The 25,539-nt window shown below is 66.0% G+C and carries 26 protein-coding genes; 7 read left to right on the top strand and 19 right to left on the bottom strand.

Annotated features, from left to right (window positions below; all coding sequences use genetic code 11):
- Positions 1 to 63: 63 nt before the first annotated feature.
- The gene (locus tag AB0L58_RS26245) at positions 64 to 1,287 is read right to left on the bottom strand and encodes a cytochrome P450 (RefSeq protein WP_364390386.1); all 1,224 of its coding nucleotides are present in this window, start codon (positions 1,285 to 1,287) and stop codon (positions 64 to 66) included.
- Between the two features lie 218 nt (positions 1,288 to 1,505).
- Here AB0L58_RS26245 and AB0L58_RS26250 point away from each other — a divergent pair, with 218 nt between their 5' ends.
- Positions 1,506 to 2,066, top strand: a complete 561-nt coding sequence (locus tag AB0L58_RS26250) for a TetR/AcrR family transcriptional regulator (RefSeq protein WP_364390387.1) — start codon at positions 1,506 to 1,508, stop codon at positions 2,064 to 2,066.
- A gap of 188 nt (positions 2,067 to 2,254) precedes the next feature.
- On the opposite strand, the gene AB0L58_RS26255 is transcribed toward AB0L58_RS26250, so the two are convergent.
- The 4 genes from AB0L58_RS26255 to AB0L58_RS26270 form a co-directional block, all read right to left on the bottom strand.
- Positions 2,255 to 3,136 (bottom strand): aminoglycoside phosphotransferase family protein, encoded by an 882-nt coding sequence (locus AB0L58_RS26255; protein WP_364390388.1) that lies wholly within the window; start codon positions 3,134 to 3,136, stop codon positions 2,255 to 2,257.
- Positions 3,137 to 3,182: 46 nt separating this feature from the next.
- Entirely contained in the window at positions 3,183 to 3,890 is a 708-nt protein-coding gene (locus AB0L58_RS26260) for a hypothetical protein (RefSeq protein WP_364390389.1), read from the bottom strand.
- Positions 3,891 to 4,113: 223 nt separating this feature from the next.
- Entirely contained in the window at positions 4,114 to 5,199 is a 1,086-nt protein-coding gene (locus AB0L58_RS26265) for an ionic transporter y4hA (protein ID WP_364390470.1), read from the bottom strand.
- Between the two features lie 93 nt (positions 5,200 to 5,292).
- The gene (locus AB0L58_RS26270) at positions 5,293 to 5,688 is read right to left on the bottom strand and encodes a nitroreductase/quinone reductase family protein (RefSeq protein WP_364390391.1); all 396 of its coding nucleotides are present in this window, start codon (positions 5,686 to 5,688) and stop codon (positions 5,293 to 5,295) included.
- 129 nt (positions 5,689 to 5,817) lie between these two features.
- On the opposite strand from AB0L58_RS26270, the gene AB0L58_RS26275 reads away from it, so the two are divergent.
- A complete protein-coding gene (locus tag AB0L58_RS26275) occupies positions 5,818 to 6,477 on the top strand; it encodes a PhoU domain-containing protein (protein ID WP_364390393.1) in 660 nt (219 codons plus the stop codon).
- Here AB0L58_RS26275 and AB0L58_RS26280 read toward each other — a convergent pair.
- Positions 6,474 to 7,379 (bottom strand): LysR family transcriptional regulator, encoded by a 906-nt coding sequence (locus tag AB0L58_RS26280; RefSeq protein WP_364390394.1) that lies wholly within the window; start codon positions 7,377 to 7,379, stop codon positions 6,474 to 6,476. The two genes, AB0L58_RS26275 and AB0L58_RS26280, sit on opposite strands and share 4 nt — an antisense overlap.
- Before the next feature lie 70 nt (positions 7,380 to 7,449).
- Between AB0L58_RS26280 and AB0L58_RS26285 the strand changes: the two genes are divergently transcribed.
- Positions 7,450 to 8,598 carry a TDT family transporter gene (locus tag AB0L58_RS26285; protein ID WP_364390395.1) on the top strand — a complete coding sequence of 383 codons (1,149 nt, stop codon included), beginning with the start codon at positions 7,450 to 7,452 and terminating at the stop codon, positions 8,596 to 8,598.
- Between the two features lie 3 nt (positions 8,599 to 8,601).
- Here AB0L58_RS26285 and AB0L58_RS26290 read toward each other — a convergent pair whose 3' ends face one another.
- Positions 8,602 to 9,426 (bottom strand): thioesterase family protein, encoded by an 825-nt coding sequence (locus AB0L58_RS26290; protein ID WP_364390396.1) that lies wholly within the window; start codon positions 9,424 to 9,426, stop codon positions 8,602 to 8,604.
- 28 nt (positions 9,427 to 9,454) lie between these two features.
- Complete coding sequence (locus AB0L58_RS26295; protein ID WP_364390398.1) at positions 9,455 to 10,054, bottom strand: WHG domain-containing protein; 600 nt, start codon at positions 10,052 to 10,054, stop codon at positions 9,455 to 9,457.
- 75 nt (positions 10,055 to 10,129) lie between these two features.
- On the opposite strand from AB0L58_RS26295, the gene AB0L58_RS26300 reads away from it, so the two are divergent.
- Complete coding sequence (locus tag AB0L58_RS26300; RefSeq protein ID WP_364390400.1) at positions 10,130 to 11,017, top strand: oxidoreductase; 888 nt, start codon at positions 10,130 to 10,132, stop codon at positions 11,015 to 11,017.
- A 4-nt stretch (positions 11,018 to 11,021) separates the two neighbouring features.
- Here the strand turns inward: AB0L58_RS26300 and AB0L58_RS26305 are convergent, their stop codons facing one another.
- The gene (locus AB0L58_RS26305) at positions 11,022 to 11,924 is read right to left on the bottom strand and encodes an RNA polymerase sigma factor (protein WP_364390402.1); all 903 of its coding nucleotides are present in this window, start codon (positions 11,922 to 11,924) and stop codon (positions 11,022 to 11,024) included.
- Positions 11,925 to 12,017: 93 nt separating this feature from the next.
- Positions 12,018 to 12,890, bottom strand: coding sequence for a haloalkane dehalogenase (locus tag AB0L58_RS26310; protein WP_364390403.1), 873 nt, complete (start codon positions 12,888 to 12,890; stop codon positions 12,018 to 12,020).
- Positions 12,891 to 13,514: 624 nt separating this feature from the next.
- Between AB0L58_RS26310 and AB0L58_RS26315 the strand changes: the two genes are divergently transcribed.
- The gene (locus AB0L58_RS26315; RefSeq protein WP_364390405.1) at positions 13,515 to 14,282 is read left to right on the top strand and encodes an HNH endonuclease family protein; all 768 of its coding nucleotides are present in this window, start codon (positions 13,515 to 13,517) and stop codon (positions 14,280 to 14,282) included.
- Between the two features lie 35 nt (positions 14,283 to 14,317).
- Positions 14,318 to 14,542, top strand: coding sequence for a hypothetical protein (locus AB0L58_RS26320; protein ID WP_364390406.1), 225 nt, complete (start codon positions 14,318 to 14,320; stop codon positions 14,540 to 14,542).
- Between the two features lie 24 nt (positions 14,543 to 14,566).
- Here the strand turns inward: AB0L58_RS26320 and AB0L58_RS26325 are convergent, their stop codons facing one another.
- From AB0L58_RS26325 to AB0L58_RS26335, 3 genes are read right to left on the bottom strand one after another with little or no spacing between them, the layout of a single operon-like run.
- Entirely contained in the window at positions 14,567 to 15,586 is a 1,020-nt protein-coding gene (locus AB0L58_RS26325) for an NAD(P)-dependent alcohol dehydrogenase (protein WP_364390408.1), read from the bottom strand.
- Positions 15,583 to 15,969: a hypothetical protein gene (locus AB0L58_RS26330; RefSeq protein ID WP_364390409.1), complete on the bottom strand. Its 387-nt coding sequence runs from the start codon at positions 15,967 to 15,969 to the stop codon at positions 15,583 to 15,585. The genes AB0L58_RS26325 and AB0L58_RS26330 overlap by 4 nt, the downstream gene beginning before the upstream one ends.
- Entirely contained in the window at positions 15,966 to 16,409 is a 444-nt protein-coding gene (locus AB0L58_RS26335) for a hypothetical protein (protein ID WP_364390410.1), read from the bottom strand. Before AB0L58_RS26335 ends, AB0L58_RS26330 begins: the two co-directional genes overlap by 4 nt.
- A gap of 86 nt (positions 16,410 to 16,495) precedes the next feature.
- Between AB0L58_RS26335 and AB0L58_RS26340 the strand changes: the two genes are divergently transcribed.
- Positions 16,496 to 17,302, top strand: coding sequence for a helix-turn-helix transcriptional regulator (locus AB0L58_RS26340; protein ID WP_364390412.1), 807 nt, complete (start codon positions 16,496 to 16,498; stop codon positions 17,300 to 17,302).
- A gap of 499 nt (positions 17,303 to 17,801) precedes the next feature.
- Here the strand turns inward: AB0L58_RS26340 and AB0L58_RS26345 are convergent, their stop codons facing one another.
- The 6 genes from AB0L58_RS26345 to AB0L58_RS26370 form a co-directional block, all read right to left on the bottom strand.
- On the bottom strand, positions 17,802 to 18,725 hold the full coding sequence (locus AB0L58_RS26345; RefSeq protein WP_364390414.1) for a LysR family transcriptional regulator: 924 nt from the start codon (positions 18,723 to 18,725) through the stop codon (positions 17,802 to 17,804).
- Positions 18,726 to 18,781: 56 nt separating this feature from the next.
- The gene (locus tag AB0L58_RS26350) at positions 18,782 to 20,350 is read right to left on the bottom strand and encodes a hypothetical protein (protein ID WP_364390416.1); all 1,569 of its coding nucleotides are present in this window, start codon (positions 20,348 to 20,350) and stop codon (positions 18,782 to 18,784) included.
- On the bottom strand, positions 20,335 to 21,078 hold the full coding sequence (locus tag AB0L58_RS26355) for an ABC transporter ATP-binding protein (RefSeq protein WP_364390472.1): 744 nt from the start codon (positions 21,076 to 21,078) through the stop codon (positions 20,335 to 20,337). Before AB0L58_RS26355 ends, AB0L58_RS26350 begins: the two co-directional genes overlap by 16 nt.
- Before the next feature lie 125 nt (positions 21,079 to 21,203).
- Complete coding sequence (locus AB0L58_RS26360) at positions 21,204 to 22,412, bottom strand: FAD-dependent monooxygenase (protein WP_364390417.1); 1,209 nt, start codon at positions 22,410 to 22,412, stop codon at positions 21,204 to 21,206.
- Between the two features lie 225 nt (positions 22,413 to 22,637).
- A complete protein-coding gene (locus AB0L58_RS26365) occupies positions 22,638 to 23,285 on the bottom strand; it encodes a PadR family transcriptional regulator (RefSeq protein WP_364390419.1) in 648 nt (215 codons plus the stop codon).
- A gap of 55 nt (positions 23,286 to 23,340) precedes the next feature.
- A complete protein-coding gene (locus AB0L58_RS26370) occupies positions 23,341 to 25,374 on the bottom strand; it encodes an MDR family MFS transporter (RefSeq protein ID WP_364390420.1) in 2,034 nt (677 codons plus the stop codon).
- Positions 25,375 to 25,539: the final 165 nt, after the last annotated feature.

A 25,539-nucleotide genomic window follows, 5' to 3' on the forward strand; every position in this document is an offset into this window, starting at 1 on the left:
AGTCGAAATCAGCACAGGCCGCGGTCGCGCTGGTGGCGGCACACCTCGTCCGTGCCGAGTTGGTCAGGCGATGGACAGGTCCAAGCGACGGTGGCGGCGCACGAAGATACTGGGAACCCATTGGGCGGCATCGGGATTCGGAGACAGCCGAAATGACGTGCTGCGGGCCAGCAGGACTTGCAGAGCAAGGCGTGCCTCCAGCCGGGCCAGGGCCGCGCCGACACAGAAGTGGATGCCCTTACCGAAAGCCAGATGATTGCGCTGGGCCGGGCGGTCGAGACGGATTTCGTCGGGGGCGGGGAAGATCGCGGGATCGCGATTGGCGGCGGACCACAGTAGGAGCAGGTGGCTGCCCGCCGGAAGTTCCGTGTCGCCGAGGGTGGTGTCCCGGACGACGTGGCGATGGTGCGCGCGGAACGGGGATTCCAGACGCAGGGCCTCTTCGAGGAATGTGCCGAGCAGATCGGGTTCGGCGCGCAGACGGGTCTGGAGCGTGGGATCGGTGGCGAGTATGCGGGCCGCATTGCCGATCAGGCCCGCGGTGGACTCGCCGCCCGCACCGACCAGTTGGACAAGGATCAAAACGGCGACTTCGCGGGTGAGTTCACGGGTGGCACAGGCTCTTGCCAGATCACCGAGAAGATTGTCGCCAGGACGGTCGCTGGCTTGTACGAGTTGACGGCGCAGATAGTCGGCGAGTTCCGTTGCGGCGGTTACGACAGCGAACAACCGGTCGGTGCCGACCACGCCGTCGAGCAGTTCATTGCTCGTGTAGCCCAAGGCGAGCAACTGGGGAATGTCCTCATCGGGTAGGCCGATCAGTTTCGCCACCAAGGTCATCGGCAATCGGTCGCCCATGGCCGACACCCACTCGATATGTCCATCGCGGAAACCTTGCGCCCACAATCGATCCGCCGCCGTGGTGATGGTGGGTTCCAGTGCGCGAATGCGTTTCGCGACGAGGGCGGGCAGCACCAGTTTGCGGTGGGCCTGGTGGGTTGGCTCGTCACTGGTGGCCAGGACATGAATGGCCTGGCCACCGCCGTCCAGATCGAAGACCGCGGCCGAACCATCGGGTTGGCGCACGAGGGCGGCGGTGAGGTTGGAAGAGAAGTCGGCGGGCCGGGTGGTCGCCTCCATCACCAGCTCCCACCGGCTGACCAGGTAAAAATCGGTGTCGGCTATGCGGTGCACCGGCGCTTCGGTGCGCAGCCGGTCGTATAGCGGATACGGATCGTCGAGGACCACGGGGTCGAATAGGTCGATCTCATCCAATACACGGGTCATTCGCTCGCCTCTCCGACACACGGTTTCGGTTTCCGCACACCAGATTTCGCGGTGCGGCCCACCATCGTCAATAGCCCGGGAAAAGTGAGATTCCGGAGTCGAATCCGCAGGTCGGACCGTATCTCGAAGCCTGCCGCCGAACTGCCGATTCAGTGCGAATCCGAGCGTAGGATGTCTCATCCTGAGACAAAATTCTCGAACCGTATCCGGAGGTCGTGATGACCGGACAACCCGACTGGCTCGCCGGCGGCCATCGCCGCGACCTGGCGATCGAACGCATCCACGCCGCCGCGGCCGACCTCATCGCCCACCAGGGCATGGCAGGACTGAATATCGACCATGTCGCCGCCGCGGCCGGATGCTCCCGCGCCACGGTCTACCGCTATGTCGGCGGGAAGTCGGCATTGCGCGACGCCGTGTTGACCGGGGCCACCGCCCGCATAGCCGAGACCATCCGGCGCGCCGTCGCCGCCCACACCGGCCCCGACCGCATCACCCACGCGATCCTCGCCGCACTCGAGGCGGTCCGCGCCGACCAGGTCGCCACCGCCTTCCTGACAACGACCAGCCCGGACGAGGTCGACACCCACCTCGCGGGCAGTCCCCGATTGGCCGACGCCGCAACCGAACTCACCGGAATCGGGGGTGACCCACTCGCCGGACAATGGATCGTTCGCGTGGTCCTTTCGCTATTGTTCTGGCCCGCAACCGATCCCGGTGCCGAACGGGCACTCGTAGAACGCTACGTCCTGCCTGCCTTCGCAGCGCTCCCGAGCTGACCGTCCGCCGCGCGGCCTCGGCGCGGACACCAGCGTTCGCGCGGTTCACCAGTAGCGGCGACGTGCCGACCGGCGAGCGGTGAAGTTAGGTGGTCTGGTCTCGGTCGGCCTGGCGCGCAAGCGGTTTCGCCAGGGCGCGTCGGCGGGGCGGGTGGCGTGGAGTCGTTTCTTTCGCATCGCCGGACGAGTCAGCGCATGGCCCACGGGGCGATGGCCTGGACGGCGGGCCAGCCGAAGTCTTCGGTGTCCTCGTCTTCGACGAACCACAGCCAGTTCTGCACCGCGCGGACCAGGGTCCAGGCGCGGGCGCGGTCCGGATCGAGTCCGGCGATATCGACGATGGCGGCAAAGCGATCGTCCAGGGCGGATTCGGTGCGCCGGTTCCACAGCAGCGAAAGCGTGGTGAATTCGAGGTCACCCGCCAGGGGCTGTGGATCGATGACGAGCCAGGGTTCGCGGGTGCCGCCGAGGACGTTCTCGTAGTGCAGATCCTCATTCACCAGCAGGCGATCCGCGCTCGGGCCGAGCTGGGCGCAGGCTTCGACGGCCGCGTCGAGCATCGTGCGCGGAAAGGGGGCGCCGAGACGCTGCCAGTCCTTCGGCAACTCCGTCACCAGACGCTCGGCCTCGGCGCGCAGGTCGCGGGAAATGCCGGGCGGAGCGGAGATGGCGAGCCGACGCAGCAGCACGGAGATGATCCGAACCGCATCGTCGATGGGTTCGAAGTCCAATGACCGGGTGGGATCGAGTCGTTCCAGCAGGAGTGCACCGTCCTCGGCGTCGCTGTCGAGCAACCGCACCGCGCCATTGCCCGCCCATGCGGTCAGTGCGACCGGTTCGTCGCGCGTCTCAGGAGTGAGATGACCGAGTTTGAGCACGACCCGACTGCCGTCCGCACGTACGCCGGGCAGCACCAAACCACCATAACCGTGCATAGGCGCGCCCTCGAACCGAAGGTCCCAGCGCTCGGCGTACCGGGCCGCGAGCTCGGGCAGACCGGCCAGCCAGGCCCGAGCCGATGGCTCCATCGCAACCAGACGCTCGGCGAAGAATTCGGGGACAACGATCACCAATCGAGCATCTCAGTCGTGTCGAACGAATTTCGTCGTCGGTCGGCTACGGCAGTCCGGGCAGCGGGGGCAGCGGGGGCAGGCCCGGGATGATGATCGGATTCGGCGGCGGGATCGGGATGGGGTTCTGCGGGACCGGATTGGGGTTCTCCGGTACCGGGTTCGGGCTCGGGTTGTCCGGGACCGGAACCGAGTTGGGCGCCGGATTCTGCGGCACCTGATTCTGCGGCGCCGGATTCTGGGGCGCTTGATTCTGGGGCGCCGGATTCTGCGGCACTTGATTCTGCGGCGCCGGATTCTGCGGCGGCGGTTCCGCAACGCCCTGACCTTGCGGTATGCAGGTCCAGCCGCCATCCGGCGACCGACCCCATTGCGCGAGGACCCCATCGTGCGAGCAATCGTCGCCGACCTGGTGCTGATTGCGTGCCTGCTCCCGCGGCGCACAGACCCACAGGCCATTGCGCACATCCCATTGGGCAACGACTCCATCGTGCGAGCAATCGTCGCCGCGCTTGCGTGCCGGTTGCTTCGCGGGGGCCGTCGGGCGATTCGACTGCGGCACGAGCGGCGGCGCGGGGGCCGGGCGGTCGGTGTTCGACGTGCTCGATGTCGGTGTGTCCTTCTTCGAATCCTGATTCGAGCTCATCAGCAGCGCTATCGCGACTACCAGCGCGAGCGCGGCGGCGAGAACGGCCGCGATGGTCAGGACGCGAGCACTATCGGTTGGTGTCCTAGCACCGCCGGGTTTCACCATCACACCGCCTTCGTGCCGAGTAGGGACTACCTTCACGAAAAGCTCTCCAGGCAGGCTACCGAAGACACGCTAGGAAAAGATCAACTTTCGCGATGCGTGTTTGCGCAGGTAATGCCTTATTTGATGCCGACGCGCACCTGGACGGCGTCATCGCCGGTTTCGTGCAGCGCCTGGCTGATCAGACTGCTGAGATCACTGCTATTCATGGCTCCGGTCACATCGGCTACGGACTAGCGGCGAGGAACACAAAAGCGGAGAACAGGGCCACATGGACACCGCCCTGCAGCAAGGTCGCCCGGCCGGGCACCACCGTCAGCACGCCGACGACGACCGTCAAGGCGAGCAGCACCATCTGCGTCGCACCGAGCCCGAGAACGAGCGGACCGTCTAGCCAGATGGTTGCTACGGCAATCGCCGGAATGGTCAGGCCGATACTCGCCATTGCCGATCCGAGCGCGAGATTGAGGCTGATCTGCACCTGATCGCGGCGTGCGGCACGCACGGCCGCAAGCGTTTCCGGCAGGAGGACGAGCAGTGCGATGACCACGCCGACCGCGGACTGCGGCAGTCCCGCCGAGGCGACGGTCGATTCGATCGACGGCGACACCACTTTGGCCAGACCGACGACCCCGACCAAGGCAACCACCAACATGATCAGGCTGAGCAGCGTCGCGCGCACTGTCGGCCGCTCGCCGCGCTCGGCGCTGACACCGTCGGATTCCTCGACGGGCAGGAAGTCGTCCCGATGCCGCACCGTCTGCACCATCACGAACAGGGCATAGAGCAGCAGCGAAGCCACCGCGGCGAAGACCAGCTGAGCGCGGGAGAATTCCGGCCCCGGCTTGCTGGTGGTGAAGGTCGGCAGCACCAGACTGAGGGTGGCCAGGGTCGCCACGGTGCCCAGTGCCGCGCCGGTGCCCTCGGCATTGAATACCGCAACCCGTCTGCGGACCGCACCGACCAGCAGTGCGAGACCGAAGATGCCGTTGCAGGTGATCATGACCGCCGCGAAGACGGTGTCGCGGGCCAGGGTCGCGGACTTCTCTCCGCTGCTGACCATTATCGTGACGATGAGCCCGACCTCGATCACCGTCACCGCGACCGCGAGCACCAATGCCCCGAGCGGCTCGCCGACCCGATGCGCGATGACCTCGGCATGATGCACCGCCGCCAGCACGGCACCGACCAGCGCGGCGACCACCACGTCCACGCCGATGGCGGGCAGCGATCGTCCCCAGGTGGCGGCCAGGGTGATCGCGGCGAGCAGAGGGACGAATACGGTCCAGCGGGAAGTCAACGCACCGAGCATGACTTCCATCGTGTCAGCAAATCGGCCGCATTCGATCTCGTGCGCCCAGGGAAATGTGGCTTCGCGCAGATCAGAAATTCCCCGGGCGCTACGTCAGTCGTCGAGATCGATCCGTACGGTCAGCAAGTCGGTACCGACCAATCGAACGGCAGCGCTATTGGCCTTGGGCAGCGATTGCAACCGGGCACGCGGATCGTCATCGGGCAGCAGATGCGCCGTACCGGTGTGCCAATGCCCGTGCAGCCGCACGCGAACCCGATTGTCGGCCTTGATATTTCGAACGTATTGCGACCGGTCACCGAATTCGGAGACGAGCCAGAACTCCTGGGCGACCCGCCGACCCCCGATCGGCGTAATCCGCGGCTGCCCACTCACCCGCCCAACGGTCTCGAGCAACTGCTGCCTCGGCAATCTGCGCAGAATCGGATTCCCCACCCGCCGCTGGACTGTGGTCACGACTCGGTGCTGAAGATCACGCAAGTTCGCCATGACCCGACGCTAGCACCGGCGGCTCGAGCTCAGGTGGATCCGTTCGCACGATCGACCCGGGTGTGTATTCCGGCCAATGCGATGATCGAGTCGAGATTCGTCTTCTGGACGGCGCGGCGATAAGCGACAATGTGCCGAGTGCGGACCCAGTTCACCCGCGAGCTCATCGCGTTGACCAATGATTTGACGCTCATGTGTCGACTCGCCCACGACGCCGCCGAGCGTGTCACGGCCGCGCTCGGCGACGCCGATCTCGCCGCCACCTACGAAGCCTTCGCGCTCGACGAGCAGCTACAGAAGATGTACTCCTCCTGCGAGGCCAGGACCGTCGTGCTGCTCGCACTGCAGGCGCCGGTCGCACGCGACCTGCGGCATGTGGTCACCGCCATCCAGATCGCCGGTGAACTGTCCCGGATCGGCACGCTGATCAGCCGCGTCGCCGACCAGGTCTACAAATGCCATCCAGAACCCATTGCGCCGCAACCCCTCATGGATATCCTCACCACCATGGGCCGCCTGGCCGCCCACCACACCGCCCTCGCGGGTCAATCGGTCGCCACCGGGCGCCAACCCACCACCCCGGAATCCGGCACCCCGGAAATGAATCGACTGCACCGGCAACTCCACTCCACGCTGACCGAGCGAACCGCCACCGAAGCCGCCATCGATATCGCCCTGGTGGGCAATGACCTCGAACGCTGCATCGACCACACCATCCGCATTGATCGCCTGATCCGCTTCCTGGACACCGGAATTCCGCCGACGGCCCAAAGTTCCGACGCGGTTTAGGTGCGGCGGGCGATGGCGTAGAGATCGCGGGCGGGGCCGGTCAGGCGGTGGCCCACGGGCCAGACCGCGCGCAGGGTTCGGGTCAGATCCAAACCGTTGACGGTCGGGGATGCGAGTGCGCCCGCGGTGATTTCGGCAGCCACGGCCAGGGAGCTGAGCACGGCGGGGCCCGCACCGGAGGCGACCGCGGTTTTGATGGCGGTGGTGGAGGAAAGTTCCAGCGCGACCGTGGGTGCCCAGCCCGGAATGGCCCGTGCGACAGCATTTTCGAACCAGGTCCGGGTGCCCGATCCGGGTTCGCGCTGGATCAGCGCGGTGACGGCGAGTTCGGCCAGGTCGACCGAGCCGTGGCGGGCCCAGCGATGTTGCGGCGCAACCACAACGACCAGTCGATCGCGGGCCACGACGTGACTCTCCAGCCCACGGAAATTGCGCGGACTCTCGATGAAACCGATGGCGTCCTTGCCGTCGAGCACCGCCTGTGCGACCTCGACGGAATTGCCGGACCGCAACGCGATCGCGGTATCGGGTGCGCTGCCACGCAAGGTCATGAGCCAGCCGGGGAACAGGTATTCGGCAATGGTCTGACTCGCCGCCACCCGCAGCTGCGAATCGCGTTCGGCGCATAAGGTGTCGATGCCCGCGGCCAATTGCTCCGCCGCATCGACGACTCCGCGTGCCCATTCGGCGATCAATGCCCCCGCCGGCGTCGGCCGAGAACCGAGGGTCGTGCGCTCCAGCACCGGCATCCCGACCAGCTTCTCCAGATAGCGGATGCGGGAGGACGCCGACGGCTGGCTGATGCCGTGCGCCTGCGCCGCGCGTCCGAGACTGCCGAGTTCGATGACCGAAAGCAGCAGGTCGAGCGCGGCCAGATCGGGCACACGCGGCGACAGGGGCATAGAACGAGTCTATGCACCCATAGAAATGCGATGGCTACTCGACACCGCCGACGCCGACGAACCTGGACTCATGACCGCCACAGCAACCTTCCGCCCCGCACCCCCGCGGCGTCTGCTCGGCGAGCTCGGACTCGATGCGACCCACCGCGTCGCACCCCGCTCGCTGCGGTATCTCGGACCCAACTGGTTCGCCGCCGTCATGGGCACCGGCATTGTCGCCAATGCCACGGTCACGCTGCCCCTGCAGTTCCCCGGACTGCGCGGCGCGGCCACGGTCGTCTGGACGCTGGCCGCACTGCTGCTCGTGGCATTGTGCGCCGCCTGGGTCGGGCACTGCGTGCGCTATCCGGAACAGGCCCGCAGTCACAAGGATCACCCGGTCATGGCGCATTTCTACGGCGCGCCACCCATGGCGCTGCTGACCGTCGGCGCCGGCACCCTGCTGCTCGGCCGCGAGCTGATCGGCCTCGATGCCGCGCTCGCCATCGACGGGATTTTGTGGTCGCTCGGCACCACGCTCGGCCTGCTGACCGCCGTCGCCATCCCCTATCGGATGTTCACCCACGACAACATCGAGACCGATGCCGCTTTCGGCGGATGGCTGATGCCTGTGGTGCCGCCGATGGTGTCGGCCGCGATGGGCGCACTGCTGGTCCCCTATCTGCCCGAAGGCCAATTGCGGCTCACCATGATCCTGCTGTGCCTGGCCATGTTCGGCCTGAGCCTGATCGCCGCGCTGGTCATCACCACCATGATCTGGTCACGACTGGTGCACCACGGGGTCCCGCAGTCGGGCCTGGTGCCGACCCTCTGGCTCGTGCTCGGCCCGCTCGGCCAATCCGTCACCGCCGCAGGCCTGCTCGCCGATGCCGGGCCCTCGGCCCTGCCCGACCTCTACGCCGAGGGGCTGACCGTCTTCTCGGTGATCTTCGGCGTCATCACCTGGGGGTTCGCGATGCTATGGCTGACGCTGGCCGCCGCCGTGACCGCAAAGACCGCTCGCGCAGGCGAATTGACGTTCAACATGACCTGGTGGGGCTTCACCTTTCCGCTCGGCACCTGCATTACCGGTAGCATCGCGCTCTACACCCACACCGGTGCCGATATCTTCGCCGTGACTGCGGTCGCGCTGTATGTCGGACTGGTCGGGGCCTGGGCAGTCGTCGCCACCAAAACCATTCGCGGTGTACTCACCGGGCCGCTGCTCCGACCGGCCTGATCGTCAGGCCTTGAAGTACACCAACTGATGACTCGTCGCGAGTAATCCACCGTCGTGCGCCCAGAGTTCGGCCGACTGATCGAAGAAACCCTTGCCGAAATGCTGGGAGCGCGCGGTGGCCAGCAGCGGGTGTTCAGCCTGGGTCGCGAGGCGTTCGGTATCGGCGTGGAAATACACGGTCAGCGTGACGGTTCCGGCGGGGACGACGCGGCCGAGTCGCACCATCACCCGCGGAAAGAACACATCGCTCAGCGCGGTGAGGGCCGGGTAGTCCAGCGGGCGCGCGGGCCGGTCACGAACCCAGAGCGTCGTGGTGGAAGTCGGCTGCTCCGCGGCGCCGTCGAGTTGGGTAATACCGCCCTCGATGAAGCGCATCTCGTAATTGTCCACCCAGGCAATGAATTCGGGCAGGGTGTCCGGCTCGATGGCGTCCGGTGCCGGCGCGGCGGGCGCGGCGGCCTCGGTTGCGGTCCAGGTCTCGCGGCGGGTGCCGAAAACCGCGGTGGCCGTGGTGGTCACGACACCGTCCTGACTCATCGACAGCGTCCAGTGCTGGGTGGTGCGGTTGGTCCGCACCGGTTGCGCGGCAATGATGAAAGGCCCCTCGGCGATCGGGCCCGCGAAATTGACGGTGAGCGAGATCGGATCACCGAGACATTGCGGATGTTGTTGCACCGCACGCAATACGGTTGCCGCGGTGATGCCACCGAATGGGCCGACCATATTGGCGTACTCGGGAGTCGTTCGACCGCTGAAGTTTCCGGCATCGTCGGGTGTCAGCGCGACCGCGGTGTCGAAGGCGTGCCGTGCGGTGATGGTCGAACTCATCGCGTTCTCCTCGAGTAGGTGGGCGCGGTCAATCGCGGGGGCGCAGACCGTAGGTCAATCGGGTAATGGTCTCGGCCAGTGCCGCTTCCGCATCCTGCGCTTCGACGAACCCGGACCCGACAAAGGTGGCCAGCCCGTGCAGTGCGGCGATGGCGGCAATTCCGATCCGCATCGGATCACCCACGACGACTTCGCCACGCGCCTGCCCTTCGGCAATCAATGCGAGGGGCACGGTAAAGGCGCGCCCGACCGCCGCCACCATTTCCTCGCCCGAGGTCGGACTGTGCTTGCGCGCGAACATCAGCGCGAGCAACGCCGGATTGTCGATGGCGAAATTCAGGTAGGCGCGCGCGACGGCATGCAGCCGCTCGGAAAACGATCCGGTCGGGTCGACCTCGCCGTACACCGCGGCGAGCCGGTCGAAACCGACCAGTGCGAGCGCGTCGAGCAGTGCCTGCTTATCCCGGAAGTGCCGGCTCGGCGCGGCATGACTGACGCCGAGGTCGCGGGCCAGCTGACGCAGCGAAAGCCCGTCCGCGCCGGACTCGCGCAATGTGGCCTCGGCGCGCTGGAGCAGTTCGGCGCGCAGGTCACCGTGGTGATAGGAGCGGGAGCGGACAAAACTCATGGTTGCTGCAGGATATCCGATTCCGCGGCAGTGTTGGCATTGACTACTTTGTAGTCACTGCCTACATTGGGCGCTATGACGAACCCTGAATGGACTTCCGCAGATCTGCCCCGATTCGACGGACGCACCGTCGTCGTCACCGGCGCCAATAGTGGGATAGGTCTGGTGACGGCCCGTGAACTGGCCCGCGTCGGCGCCCGCGTCGTGCTCGCGGTGCGTGATACCGCCCGCGGCGCGGAGGCGGCGCAGAGTATTCCGGGCCACACCGAGGTGCGCGAACTCGATCTCGCCGACCTGGCCTCCGTGCGCCGCTTCGCCGCGGACTGGTCCGGGGATATCGATGTGCTGGTGAACAATGCCGGCATCATGCTGGTCCCCGCCGGACGCACGGAGGATGGTTTCGAGCGCCAATTCGGCACCAACCACCTGGGCCATTTCGCGCTGACGAATCTGCTGCTGCCGCATATCACCGACCGCGTGGTGACCATCTCCTCGCAGGCGCATCGCCGCGGCAGCATCGACCTCGACGACCTCAACTGGGAAACCCGGACCTACAACTCCGCCGCCGCCTACGGGCAGTCCAAACTCGCCAATCTGCTGTTCACCCTCGAACTACAGCGACGTTTCAGCGCATCCGGATCCCGACTCGCGCTGAGCGCCCATCCCGGCTGGTCCGCAACGAATCTGCAGAGCCATTCCGGCAACCGGATCCTGCACGAGGCCATGCGGGTCGGCAATAAGCTGCTCGCCCAGAATGCGAGTTCCGGTGCGCTGCCCACGCTGTTCGCCGCCAGCCAGCAGCTGCCGCCGGGCAGCTATGTCGGCCCGGACGGCTGGTTCGAAGTCCGCGGTTACCCGAAGGTCGTCGGCCGCAGCACCGCCGCCGCGAATGCCGACCTGGCCGCCGCATTGTGGACCGCATCCGAAGAACTGACCGAGGTGCGATTCCCGGCCAATGCGTAATCGTTCAGTCGAGCATCGGGAACCGGCCCGAACTCAGTAGTCCGGCGATCGCATCCATTTTCGCCTGCGGCGCAGCGTAATCCGGGTGCAGTCGGATCACCGCCGCTGCCTCGTGCAGTCGGATCATCTGCTGCTCGGCCTCGGTGACGGTGCGGCCCCCCGGACTCACCGCATGCCGGGCGAATACCGGCCGCTTCGGATCGACGCGCCCCAGCGCCAATGCCTTGTCCACCCGACGCGAGCAGCGACAGAACGCCTCGGGATCGGCAACCCCGCAGGCCGAGTTCAGGAAAGTGCCGATGCGTTTCTTGGCTCGTTCCAGCCGCTTTCGGAATGCGGGTGCCGTGATGCCCAGAATCCAGGCCGCGTCGGCGGAGCGGAGTTCGAACACATCGCCGAGTACGAAGGCGACCCGCTCGTCGCGGGCCAGGCACTGCAGCATGGCCTGGCTGCAGTTGAGCCGCACCTCATGGGAGAGCAACTCGGCCTCGGGTCCGCGATAGTCCTCGGCGGCGAGCCCGTCCGCCAAACTGGCACCGTAGGCGTCGAGGCTGAGCTGTGCCGCCTCTTGTGGCGTCTGGCGCTCCAGGTTCAGCAGATAGTTCACGCCGATCCGGTAGGCCCAGGTCAGCAGCTTGGCCTCACCCCGCCATGTCGCGAGATTGCCGACCACGCGCAGCAGGATTTCCTGCGTCGCATCCTCGGCCTCGGCGGGCCGCCACACCATCCGCAGCGCCAGCCGGTACAGCGGATCCTGAAGCTGGCGCACCACATCCGAGATGGCGGCTCCGTCGCCGGCAATGGCTCGATCGACCAGTGCCCGCTCCCGAGCGATGTCCTCGACGCGCGCGGCGGAGTCGGCCGTTGCGGCATGCGCTGAGACGGAGTGCGATAACTCGGGTTCCACCGCACAATCCTTCGGCGGTATCCGGCGTTGCGCAAGTCCGGTCCCTACCCGAGGCGTGCCGCGCGGATGACCTCACCGCGCGGCGCACCCGGCTCACGCACTCGCGGTCGCCGTCGTCAACGAGTGGGCGCGCAACCACGTCGCGACCGCGGTCCCGATCGCATCGGGCTGATCCTCCGGCGCGTGGTGTCCCGCCGCGCCGACCGAGACGACCTCGGCGCCGGCGAAGGTCTCGCCGGCCCACGCGATCACCTCCGGCGAACCGAGGCCGACGCCATTGTCCAGCGCCATGAGGAGCTTGGGCACCCCCGGCGAGTCCGCCGCCCACCGGTCGTAGTTCTGCACCAGTGCGACCACGTCGGCAGGCTCACCCTCCAGCGGAAATTCGCGCGTCCAGGCCAATATCGGCCTGCGCGATTCCGGCGTCGGGAAGGGCGCGCGATACACATCGTGATCTTCGGGCTGCAAATCGAGAATGCCCCTCGGCAGATTGAACTCGATGAACATATTCTCCTCGAGCACCATGCGCTCCCCCTCGGCCGTCCGGAATTTGCGGAACAGTTCGGCGCCGAGCGGCGGGAGATCGTCCCAGCGCATCGGCCGCAGGAATGTCTCGATCAGCGCGACGCCCCGGATGCGCTCGGGATGCCGTGCCGCCCAGTGCATACCGAGTGCACCGCCCCAGTCGTGTCCGACGATGACGACCTGGTCGAGGCCGAGTGCGTCGAACCAGGCATCCAGATAGCGGGCGTGATCGGCGAGGCGGTAGGAACTGTCGGGCTTCCCGGACGCACCCATCCCGATCAGATCCGGTGCGAGCACCCGGGTTTGGTCGGTGACATGCGGGATCACATTGCGCCACAGGTGCGATGAGGTCGGGTTGCCGTGCAGGAACACCACCGGTACCGAACCGGCACCGAGGTCGGTGTAGTTGATGAACGAGTCGAGAACGTCGACGGTAGCCATGATGTGGGTCCTTCCTGGATCCGGCTTTTGTTGCCTGCACCCGGTTTCGACACACATTCCGCATCCGCTGTGACCGCCACCCGATGTGACGCTCATCACCCATCTCGAAGTCGCGCGGACGGCCCGTCTCGACACAACTGCAGGTAAACCTAACTTCCGTATGTGAGCCGTACATGTTTCAACCGCTCGATGCGCCATTCAGGAGATTCTCAGACTTAAGTAAAGCGATTGCAAAGGAATCCGGATTGATCTACTGTCGATCTACGTAAGAACAATGAAGTTCCCACAGACCGTCACGAGGAGTTACCGCGGTACAACACGGCTCGACGAGACTTCCCTCATCAGCCTCGTGGCGCCGTGTGAACGGATCATCCGGCCTGGACAACCGGCCCGTTCATTCGGCCTCGGCACGAGCTCATTCGTGACAGGACCACCCCTGGAACGGCGCCGGCACGCCGAATCAGGGGTGGTTTCGCGTCTGCCGTCGAGTCCCCTTGCCACGCAGTGCGTTCTTCGACTAGATGTGCCGAACGTCATACGCGACAATCACATACGGGACGAGCGGGTGCAGGTAGCTTGACGCCCGACAAATTCATCGGTGTGAGGCTAGGAAGTTCGATCTTTGTGAAGTGGTTGTCGTCCCGCACCGCGCGTCGCGTACTCGCTGCTGGTGCACCTATCGTATTGGCTGTTGTTGTCGCCGTTGCCTGTTCCTCTATCGACAAGTCGGGTACGGGATCCGGACCGGCGAATGCCGCGACGGTTTCCGGCAAGGACATCACCGACCTGCTCGGCCAGCTCGTCGACGCGCCCGAAGAGTCGATGGACGGCTACAGCCGGGAGAAGTTTCCGCACTGGGATACCAACAAGCCCGAGCACGGCTTCGGTCCCGACTTCACGCAGTACAGCAAGTGCACCAGCCGTGACGTGATGATGCTCAGGGACGCGACGGGCCCGGTCAAGCTCGACCCGAAAACCTGTGAGCTCACCGTCGGCAAAGGTGGTGGCTGGCAGGACCAGTACGGCGTGCTGGATTCGAAGACCGGAAAACTCAAGCCGTACAAGTTCATTACCGATCCAGCGGGTGTCGACGCCGAACACATCGTGCCGCTGGCCGAGGCATGGCGTTCGGGTGCGAACAAACGCGACGAGGATACCCGCCGCCGGATCGCCAACGACGCGGTCAATCTGATCGCCTCCGACCCCTCGGCCAACAGGTCGAAGGGTGATCAGGACGTCTCGGGATATCTGCCGCCGGGAAAATTCCGGTGTGGCTATCTCGAGCATTACGTCAAGATCAAAGTAAAATATGCGCTGAACGTTGATCCGGCCGAACACACCGCACTGCGCACCGCAGTCGACGACTGCGTCCGTCGAGGAGAGTTCAAATAAGCGACATCATCGAGATTTCCGCCAAGGCCGCCGTCATGACCGAAGAGGAAGGAACGGTCTCCGGCGAACTCGATGTGACCATCGATGCGACGGGTAAAGGTCTGGTCCGCTATCGCAAGACCGAGACCTGGTACACCATCGGCAATCTCGAGGCGGAGCCGCCACGCACCTGGACCAGCGTCGGTGAGTTGGCGGCCGCCATCGAAGCTGCCATCGGAGTCCGTGATCCGGCAGGCAATATCGTGCCCTTCGAGGCCTGAGATCGCTTCCACTGGCCGCGCCGACTAAGGCATGGTGATGACGACCTTGCCGAAAGGATTGTCGTCACGGAAGTAGCGGTAGGCCTCCTCCGCCTGGTCGAGCGGAAACATCCGATCGATGACCGGGCGCATGCGATGCGCGGTGATGGTGCGGTTCATCGCCTCGAAATCGTCCCTGCTGCCGACCGCGATCCGGCGGATCGCGAGATACGGTCCGACGAACGGATTCTCGAATGGCTGCCCCGGCGGCAGCTGCACGGCGCCGATCATGGTGATCATCGCGTTATAGCCCGCGGAACGCACCGATTTCGACAGCGTGGGCAGTCCGACGGCCTCCACCACATGTTCGACGCCATGGCCGCCGGTGAGTTCGAGCACCCGCTGGTCCCAGTCGAACGTCACGTTGCGGTCGATGGTCTCGTCCGCACCGAGCTTGTGCAGCCGCTCTGCCTTATCCGGGCCGGAGGTGATCGAAATAACCCGTGCACCGAGCATTTTCGCGTGCTGCACTGCGAACAACGCGACGGTACCCGTGCCGACAGTCAGTATTGTCTGGTCCGCAGACACCGGTACCGGTGTGGTCAGCGCCGCCCACGCGACGACTCCCGCGCAGGTCAGGGTGGCCGCCTCGACATCGGTGAGATGTTCGGGCACATGCACCACCGAATCCTCTTCGATGACCGCATAGGTGGCCAGCATCCCGTTGTAGTTGGCGCCGTATTGTTCGGCGACGTGCGCCAGCCGCTGCGGGCCGTTGATGTAGTGCACGAAGTACGACGCGGTCACCCGATCGCCGAGCGAGGTGCGAGTCACCTCGTCGCCGACGGCGATAACCTCACCCACACCGTCGGACAGCGGGATGATGTCCGGGGTGGCGGGCAACGGATAGCTGCCGTTCATCAGCATGAGGTCGCGCCGGTTGAGCGAGGCCGCACGCACCCTGATGACCACCTGATTCGGCCCCGGCTGTGGCAGCTCCTGATCCCGGACGGTCAAACCGGCCAGACCCGGTAATGGATCGAGGTGGTAGGCAATGGCATTCATGATCTGCTTCCTGTGGTCGGGACGAACAACGCCTCGAAGGGCGCTGCTCCGACACCGGTGGTGATGTGGCCGCGGCCAGCGGTGTCCTCGACATGGACGAGGTCGCCAGGGCCGAATCTGCGCCGCACGCCGTCACTCGTGGTCACCTCGATCACGCCGCGCAGCATCACCACCCACTGCCGCGCCGGCGCGGGATGGGGTTCGCTGTCGAATTGCGCACTGCGCAAGTAGGTTACGGTTGCCGCCGCCGACATTCCGGCGACGGCCATCGCGGGCACGCCTGCGGCGAGGGTCCGTCCGGTCAGCTCGAGCTCGGCATCGACGAATCGGGAACCACCGTCCTCGGTGCGCACGATTCGGCTGAACCGCAAGGTATCGGTCATCGCACGCCTTCGATGAACTGGTGGTCGGAGGTGATGCGGCCGTCGGAGTCGAGGCCGATCACCTCGAAGCCGCCACCCGCGACCGAACCGTCGGTGCGCGAAACCATCGACCAGGGCAGGCCGATCAGACCGGCGGGCAGCCGGGTGGCCACGCCGACCTCGAAGAGGTATTCGCCGGGTGCCACGAACATCTCGTAGGCCCGCGACACCCGGGCTGCCATCGCATCGTGGCCGCGCACTTCCAGGGCGGGTACGGCGAAGTTCAGGTTCGCCGCCGCCGCGCGGATCTCCACCGGCGGATCGACCAGCGTCTGAGCGCCGGAGGATGCCCAGACCTCCTCGATCAGCTTGCGCCGGAGCTGCGGATCGGATTCGTTCCATTGGGCCATGTAGCGCTCCGCGAAGCGGGCCAGGTCGCTGTCATCCAGTTGCTTGCTCATGGCACCGAGTTTTGTGATCGCGGCGCTGCGGCGCGATTCCCTCCAGGGAATGGCACGGACACCCCGGGTCGGATATCACTGAGATCATGACGACCGTGGTAGAGCCGAACGCGTTCGCTCAGCAGTTGCGGCGCTGGCGCACGCAGCGGCATGTGAGCCAGCTCGAACTGGCCATACGCGCGGATACCAGCCAGCGCTATCTGAGCTTCCTGGAGCAGGGGCGCTCACGCCCGGGACGCACCATGGTGGTACGGCTGGCCGAATCGCTGGAACTGTCGCTGCGGGAGCGCAACGCCCTGCTGCTTGCCGCGGGTTATGCCCCGATATTTCCCGAATCCGATTTGGACACACCGGAATTGGGTCCGGTACGGGCCGCCTTGGCCCGCATTCTCGACGGGCACCTGCCCTACCCCGCGGTCGTCACCCGCCCCTACGGCCAATTGGTCGCCGCCAATGCCGCCTTCGATATCCTCACCGAGGGGGCCGCGGCGGAACTGATCACCCCGCCCGTCAATGTGCTTCGCCTGGCCCTGCACCCCGACGGTCTGGCGCGACGCGTGCTGAATCTGCCCGAATGGGGCCGCCACGTCACCGAAAGCCTGCGCGGCAAGGCACTGCGCAGTCCGGACCCCCGCCTCGACGACTTCATAGCCGAACTCGAAGGCTATCTCCCCGACGCCACCCCCGGCCCCGACCATCTCGGCTTCGCCGTCCCCCTGCGTCTGGCCAGCCCCGACGGCGAACTCCGCCTGATCACCACCATCACCAGCTTCGCCACCGCCGTAGACATAACCCTCGCCGAACTCCACCTCGAAGCCTTCCTCCCCGCCGACGACCGAACCGCGGAATTCCTGCGCCGCCGCTCCGAACAGCGCCAGGCACAGATCAACTAGCTTTCGCGGCAATGCGAACCCACCGCTGTGGCAGCCGGCCTTGCCCGACATCGAGCACCTGCGCCTACGGCTGACCTGCGGCACTGACAAGTGCGTAGGAGCAGACCACCTCGGACAACCAGCGCCGCCCACGTCAGCACCGACCCGCCGCGACGCACATCTGCCCCGAACCATGCACGGACGAGGTCGCGGTGCATCGAGAACGCACGAATCCGACGCACCCACCTCAGCGCGATTCACCACACGCACCCGCCAACCGACACCAAACCACCCCAGCGCGCGGACCGCGAGCAGGTCGCGGCCGGACGATTGGTCGCGTGCGGGAATAGCTGTGCGGGATACACACCGAGAATCAGGCACAAGGGGTGCCGGGCACCCTGCCCCCTGACCGGGCACCCCGTGCATGGGTGCCCGGCCGCGAGACGGGGTGCCCAGTATTCACCACGCGCCCGCCAACCGAGAACCGGCACCAAACCGCCGGGCGCACATCAGCGGCGATTCACCAGGTTCGCGCGGCGACACGTAGGTGCTCGTGGACCAGGTCGACGTGGGGGCGGGAGGTAGTGCCGGGGCGGCGGACCAGGAAGCCGGTGTTGATGGGGGGGTCGTCGGGTTCGAGCAGGGCGACCAGGGTGCCCGCGGCGAGTTCGGGGGCGCAGAGGTATCGGGGGAGGACACTGATGCCCGCACCCGCTGCGACGGTTGCGGTGACGGCGCGCAGGTCGGCGACGACTACTGCGGCTTCGGCGGCGAGGCGGACGCCGAAGACGTGCCGCCAGTAACGGCGCAGGATGGGGAGTTCGGCCGAGTAGCTGACCAGGGGTTGATCGGTGAGGACGGCCGGTCCGTCGGCGCGCAGCCGCGTGGTATCGATGCTTGCGGCCAACTCGGGCGCGGCGACCAAAACGAATTCCTCGTCGACGAGCGGTTCGGCGACCAACGCGCGGCCGCGGGGGCGCACCGTGGACACGATGAGGTCGTAGTGTCCGGCGCGCAGACCGGACAGTAGCTCTTCGGAAAGGCCCGCGGTGACCGTCAGCCGCACACCGCGCTCGATCAATGGTGCGAGAGCCGGAAGAGCCTGCACCGCAAGCAATTCGGCGGGTCCAGCCAGCCGCACCGGCGGCTGTGGCACCGGGGCGGCGGGTACCGCCGCACCCGTGACCGCGTCGAGCGCATCCAACGGCCCGGCCACCCGCGCCGCCAGCTCCACGGCCGCGGCGGTCGATGCGACCCCACGTGGCAACCGCTCGAACAGCCGATACCCCAGCCGCTTCTCCAAAGCCTGCAACTGCGTTGTCACCGTCGGCTGCGACAACCCCACCAATCGCGCGCCCGCCGTAATGGATCCGGCGCGATGTACCGCCAGGAACGTCCGCAGCTGATTCAGATCGAGACTGCCATCGGAATCCCTATCGCCCACCCGACAAGTGTATTTCTCTCCTAATACCCAACCAGCCGATCGCACCCCGACCAGCATCAACGCGGCTGCACAGCAGCAAGCACCTCCGGACCACGGGCGGCCAACCGCTCTTCGGCGAGACGGGCACCGACCACGGCACCGACGATCCCGATCACAATCCCGACCGGCAGGGCCAGCCACAGCACGGCGGTGAGTTCGAGAATTCGGCCGACGATCAGCACGATCAGGACCGGGATCACCGCAACCAATTGGCCCAAGCTGGTGGCGACTTGCACCAATGCCTTTGCACAGCCCGGATTTCCGGAGGAGGCGAAAGGGTTTCCGGTGCGCGGGGGCAGCGGATAGGGCGCGGTGACCGATAGGAATACGGCCGCACCCGCGCCGACGCCGAGCACCGTGGACAGCAGCGACAGCGTCCACGGGTACATTGCCCAGCGGCCGAGCGCACCTGGCAAAATCACCGCGAGCAGCACAGACGGCAGGCCGATCACCAGCAGCAGGGCCAGCATTCGCCCCCGCACATCCGCGCGCACCGCACCGGGCGTCACCAATGTCTGCCAGAGTGCCGTGCCGTCGTAGCCGTAGAGATTATTGGCGGCCAAGCCCGCGAACCACGCGGCGCTCACACCGGCGAACACTACGCCGCCCGTGCTGTCGCCCTGTATCGCCGGAAATACCGGCAATAGCGCCCCCACCAGCAGCACGGGCAGTAGCGCCGCCCGGCGGCGACTGTCGCGCGACCAGGTCCGCAATTCCTTGACCACCACCGCACCGACCGGCCCGGACGTCCGCACCCGGCTCAGCAGCATGCCACGCCCGGTCGCGCCGGTCGCCGCATCCAGCGGCGCGGTCAACCGTCGCCGCAGCAGCACCGACCATGCCTGCCAGAGCACGGCCGCCGAGGCCGCCAACCCCACCAACGCGGCCAGCGCCGTCACCCAGTCCCCGCGCGCCGCCGCACCAACCGCCGTCGGCGCCCACCCGGAAGGCAACGCGCGCAACAGACTCGCCGACCAGGGTGCCGATTCCCGCACCGCATCCACATGATTCAGCAGGAAGCTCATCGGGTAGTAGGCCAAACCGGCGAGACCGGCGAGCAGCACCCCGAGATCGCGTCCGCGCCGCGAACGCATTGCGGCACCGATCCAGGCCAGCACCACCCGCGAGAGCACCACCACGAAAATCAGCTGCAACACCACACCGACCAGCGCCACTGCGGTCGCACCCCAACTCAGTTGCGCCGCAAGCACAACAAGTCCGGAGAAGGCCAGCAGATTGATCACCGGCGCGGGACCGACAAAGGCCGAAGCCAATAACCCGGTAGCCAACTGCCGATGGCTCAGCGGCAACAGCCGCAGATGTTCGGGCTGTACGGTCTCATCGCTGCTGCCCATCAATACCGGACCGCACAGCCAGCCCAGCGTCCATATTCCGTACCACGCGGCGGCCACCGTGATGCCACCGGACACATCGCCGTCGCGGACCCCGAATCCGATGAGACCCGTGGTGCCGAGCGCGAATACGAGGCCGATGATCAGACCACTGACGAATGTGACACCTTGCCAGCCATTGCCCAAGGCGCGCTTGGTCAACAGCAATCGCATCCGGATCAGGACGCCAACCACGACAGCCCGTCCTCCCCGCCGACGCGCCCACCGACCAGGTGCACGAACGCCGCCTCCAATGTGCTGTCCCCGCGCACCTCATCGAGCGTGCCCGCGGCCACCACCCGCCCGGCGGTGATCACCGCGACCCGATCGCACAGGTTCTCCACCAGCGCCATCACATGACTCGACAGCACCACCGCGCCGCCCGCCGCGACGAACCGCTGCAGAATGGTACGAATCGTGCTTGCCGACACCGGATCCACCGCCTCGAACGGTTCGTCGAGCACCAGCAGTTTCGGTGCGTGCAGCAACGCCGTTGCCAACCCGATCTTCTTGCGCATACCCGCGGAGTAGTCGACGACGAGAGTCCGTTCGGCAGCGGTCAATTCGAAAACGCCGAGCAATTCCTCGGCCCGCTCGGCCACCGTATGCGCGGGCAGGCCACGCAGTAAACCGGTGTAAGTCAGCAGTTCACTACCGGTCAGGCGCTCCGGTAGCGCGAGTCCGTCCGGCAGTACGCCCGCCAACGTCTTCGCGGCGATCGGATCGGCCCAGACATCGACACCGAAGATCCGCGCCTGTCCGGCGTCCGGCCGCAACAGTCCGCAGGCCATGGACAGGGTGGTCGTCTTGCCCGCACCATTGGGGCCGACGAGCCCGAAGAACGAACCCGGCGGCACCGTGAGGCCGACATCGTCGACCACCCAGGGACCGCCGAATCGCTTATAAAGCCCGGTCAGCTGCAGCGCAGGATCGGTACGCACTCGCTATCCCCCCTGATGTTCGGTTCCCATCTCCTACGTTACGGATGAACCGGTCACCGGGTTCGAACCAATGCCGCCCGCCGCGGCAGCGGCGGGCAGCACCAGCACTACGCCTTCGCGGTCAGCAACTCCTGCTGCACCGGCGCATCCCAGTCGATCCGATACCGCTGCTCGACCCCCATGGTCTTCTCCGGGTTCATCCCTTTGATCAGCAGCGGCATCAGCATGGACATCATCCGGCGCGCGACCGGCCCCGGCGTCTTGCTGTGGTTGATCTTGCGTGCCCGAGCCGCGACACCCTCCACGCGCGGCCGCCGCACCCCTTCATAGGCGGCGAAGGCCGCGGTGTGATCCGGCAGGTCCCGCAGACAACGCGCCAACTGCACGGCACTCTCGATGGCCAGCGACGCCCCCTGACCCGAACTGTTGGACGGTGCGTGCACCGAATCCCCGACCAGCACCATACGCCCCCGATGCCAGGTCGGCACTGGCGGCATAATATGCAGCGCCCCAGTCGTTTCCAGGTTTTCGGCGGTGGTCCTGCGGGCGAATTCGCCGCCCGGGGTGTCCTCGGCGTAGGTCTCCCGCAGGATTGCCAACCAGCGCTCGGCCGGAATCGCGCGCGCCTCGGTCAGCGACAGATACTCCTTGTGCGGCAGATTCGCACCCCACATGACCTTGTCGTCATCGACCGAGCCATAGAGGTAGTACGCCTTCTTCCCGAACGCGAAAACCATGGTCTCCGGAGGAATTCCGAAATCATTGTCGAGCATCGCGCCGAATCCGATCATCCCGGTGTACTCCGGTCCCGGATTATTCGGGTCGATCAGGCCGCGCACCGTGGATCGAATACCGTCCGCGCCGATCAGCACGTCGGCGGTTGCGCTACTGCCGTCGGCGAAATGCGCGGTGACGCCGTCCGCGTCCTCGTCGACGCGGACGAGTCGCTTGTTGTATTCGAAGGGAATGCCAGCGGCGACCGCGTTATCGTGCAGTGTCCGGTGCAATTCGTTGCGGTCGACCAACTTCAACGACGGCACGTCGGGCATTTCCGGCATCTGCAATACTTTGCCGCCGACCGACATCTGCATATGCGATACCGGACTCGCTATCTCGCGAACGAGGTCACCGGCTCCGACGATATCAAGGGCGGCAACACCGTTCGGCGCCAATGCCAGCCCGCTGCCGATGCCGAAGGTCGGTCCGGGATAGGCCTCGTAGACGCGAGCGGCGAGACCCGCCTTGTGCAGTGCGGTGGCGGTGACGGGTCCGGCGATGCCGCCGCCGATAACGATGGCCGTTTCTGTTGTGGACATGGGTGTACTCCAATTATGTGCGATACGGGTTTCTTCGAAGCCCGAACCGACCGTCCCATCGCACACCCAGTTATCCTGTGGTTGCCAGCCTTGTAGCCGGGTGCGCGCATGCGGACGCGGTTCGAGACGGTTACATCGGGCTCGGCGGCGGTGTTGCCGCACCCCGCCGGGCCTGATCTCAACTACGCACTCCGCCCGGTGCCTACCGAGTCGAGAGCGGGACGTCTATTCCGTCATCCCCCTTTCCACCAGCTCGGCGACCTCGGCGGGCGTCATGCCGACGGCATGGATATGCCGCCACAGATCGACGCCGGGGAAGGTACCCGCGGCGATCTCGTCGCGCAACGACGCGGCCCACGCCACCTCGGCCTCGAGCATCGCCACACCGTATTCGGCTTCGACGACGAACAGCCGGGGCAGATTGGCGGCCGCCAGTTGATCGAGTTCTCGGCGCGCAGCCTCGATGATGCGACTCAGCGCGTCTATGCGCTGGCCGAGCAACTCGACTACCTCATCCGGCGGCAATGCCGCCACGACGGAGAGTCCGGCCGTGAACCGGCGATGTTCCGGCGCCGGCTCGGCAATCAGTTCCCTTGTCCAGTCGGCCATTTCGGCGCGACCGGCATCGGTAATCGCGTAGATGGTGCGTTCCGGCCGAGCGCCGTCGCGCTCATTGCCGACAACCTCGAGGAAGCCCGCCTTCTCCATGTTCTGCACGACGGTGTACAACGAGCCCCATTTGATGTCCATATCGCGGTCCTTGCCGCGCTCACGCATCTGCGAAGCGATTTCGTAGCGATGCATCGGCCGTTCGACGACGGTCGCGAGCACCGCCAGCGCCAGCAGATTGTTCACCTTGCGCTTCATGGCCATGGACACCTCCTTACTCGTTTACGAATATACGTTGACGAGTATTCGGGCACAAGCATTAGGCGCGGACGGGTTCGCGTTCCCTGGTCTCCTCATCGAGCAACTTGGCGGCGATGTTCTGCAGAGCTTGATCCAGCAGCGCGCGGTCGACCGGATCGGAGCAGTCCCAATCGTCGAGTTCGGTATCGAGCCAGCGCCGCCACGACGCCTGAATCCGGTCTACCTCGGCCTGCCCGGTATCGGTAAGTCGCAGTCCCGCACCATCTTCGGCGAGATAACCGCGGCCGATCACCCGATCGTAGATCGGCTCGATGACCTCGTCGGGCACCTTGTGGCGCTGCGCGATCGCATCCAGGGTCGCCGTTCCTCGAATTCGGGTGTGCATATAGACCTGCCCCAATGCCCAGGCTTCGCCGCGACTGAGCCCGCTGCCCGAATCCGCGAGAATGCGTGGACCGATCGGCCCCTCCGCATGGGCCTTGCGCATGGTGTCGGAGACAGCTCGCTCCAGCAGCACCACGCAATCCGGGGACTCCGGCATGGAGAAGCCCTCACCCACATCCGTCGCACCCGCTCGGGCGCTGTCGCGCAGCGGCACTTCCTTCAGAAACCAGGCGACCACGAAACCGGCCAGCGCGACCGGCACCACCCAGAGGAAGACATGGTCGATCGATTCGGCGTAGGCGTCGATGATCGGCGCGGATACCTCCGACGGCAGCGCACGCAACGACTGCGGATCCGCCGCGACCTCCGGCGAGACGACCCGCACCCGCGTGAGCGCATCGGTCAGCTTCGGACCGATCTGATCGGTGTAGAGCGTGCCGAAAATTGCCGTGCCGAAGGTACTTCCGAGCGTGCGGAAGAAGGTCACGCCCGAGGTCGCGGTGCCGAGTTGCGCGTACGGCACGGTGTTCTGTACGACGATGGTCAATACCTGCATGCTCAAACCGAGCCCGAGACCGAGCACCAGCATGTACAGCGATTCCAACCACACACCGGTATCGCGCCCCATGGTGGACATCAGATACAGCCCAAGCGCCATCACCAAGGTGCCGACGATCGGAAAGTACTTGTAGCGACCGGTCTTGCCGACCACCTGCCCGGACAGGATCGATGTGATGAACAACCCGACGACCAGCGGCAGCGTGCGGATACCGGACGCCGTCGCCGAAACCCCGTTCACGTACTGCAAATACGCGGGCAGATAGGTCATCGAGCCGAGCATCGCGAATCCGACGATGAAGCTGAGGATCGAGCACACGGTGAAGACGCGGCTGCGGAACAGGCTCATCGGCAGCATCGGCTCCCTGGCCCGCAATTCGACCGCCACGAATGCGGCCAGCAGCAGCACCGCCGCCGCGAACAGACCGATGATCGTCGCGGAACCCCATGTGTACTCCTGCCCGCCCCACTCCAGTCCGAGAATCAGACAGGACACACCCGCCGCGACGAGTCCGATGCCCGCGTAGTCGATGATCGGCTTGACCACCGCGCGCACCCGCGGGATCGTGCGTGCGGCCATGGCGATCATGATCACCGCGACCGGCACGTTGACGTAGAAGCACCACCGCCAGCTCGCATGGTCGGTGAACAGCCCGCCGAGCGTCGGCCCGATCACCGTGGTGACGCCGAAGACGGCGCCGAGCGCGCCCTGATATTTACCGCGCTGCCGCAGCGGAATGGTGTCGGCGATCAGCGCCATCGCGGTGACCATCAGGCCGCCCGCACCGAAACCCTGGATGCCGCGGGCGACGATCAGCAATGTCATCCCGTTGGCCAGGCCAGCGATCATCGAGCCGATGATGAAGACCAGCGCGCTGAGCTGGAAGATCAGTTTGCGGCCGAAGAGATCGCCGAGCTTACCCGCGAGCGCGGTCGCCACCGCCTCCGCCAGCAAGTACGCCGTGACCACCCACGCCATATGCCCGGCCTCGCCGAGATCGGCGACGATCGTCGGCAGCGCGGTCGACACGATCGTCTGATCCAACGCCGCCAACAACATTCCGAGCACAATCGTGGCAAACACGACATTTGTCTTGGCCCGACTCAGCGGTTCTGGAGCCCGCTCAGCGACAGCAACTGCACCGCTCATGCCCCAAGTATGGACACCCGGCACCACAGCGCTCCTCCAGCGACACGACAGCAATTCACGGAGAGCGCACCGGCGCGGCTGCACTCCCGACGGTTGCCGCCACCGGCACATGGTGACCATAGGCCGGATTGCGTGTCACTCTTTCCTCGGACCTTACTCCGGAGT

Origin of the sequence: Nocardia sp. NPDC052112 (assembly GCF_040680135.1) — a bacterium.
Taxonomy (GTDB): Bacteria; Actinomycetota; Actinomycetes; order Mycobacteriales; family Mycobacteriaceae; genus Nocardia.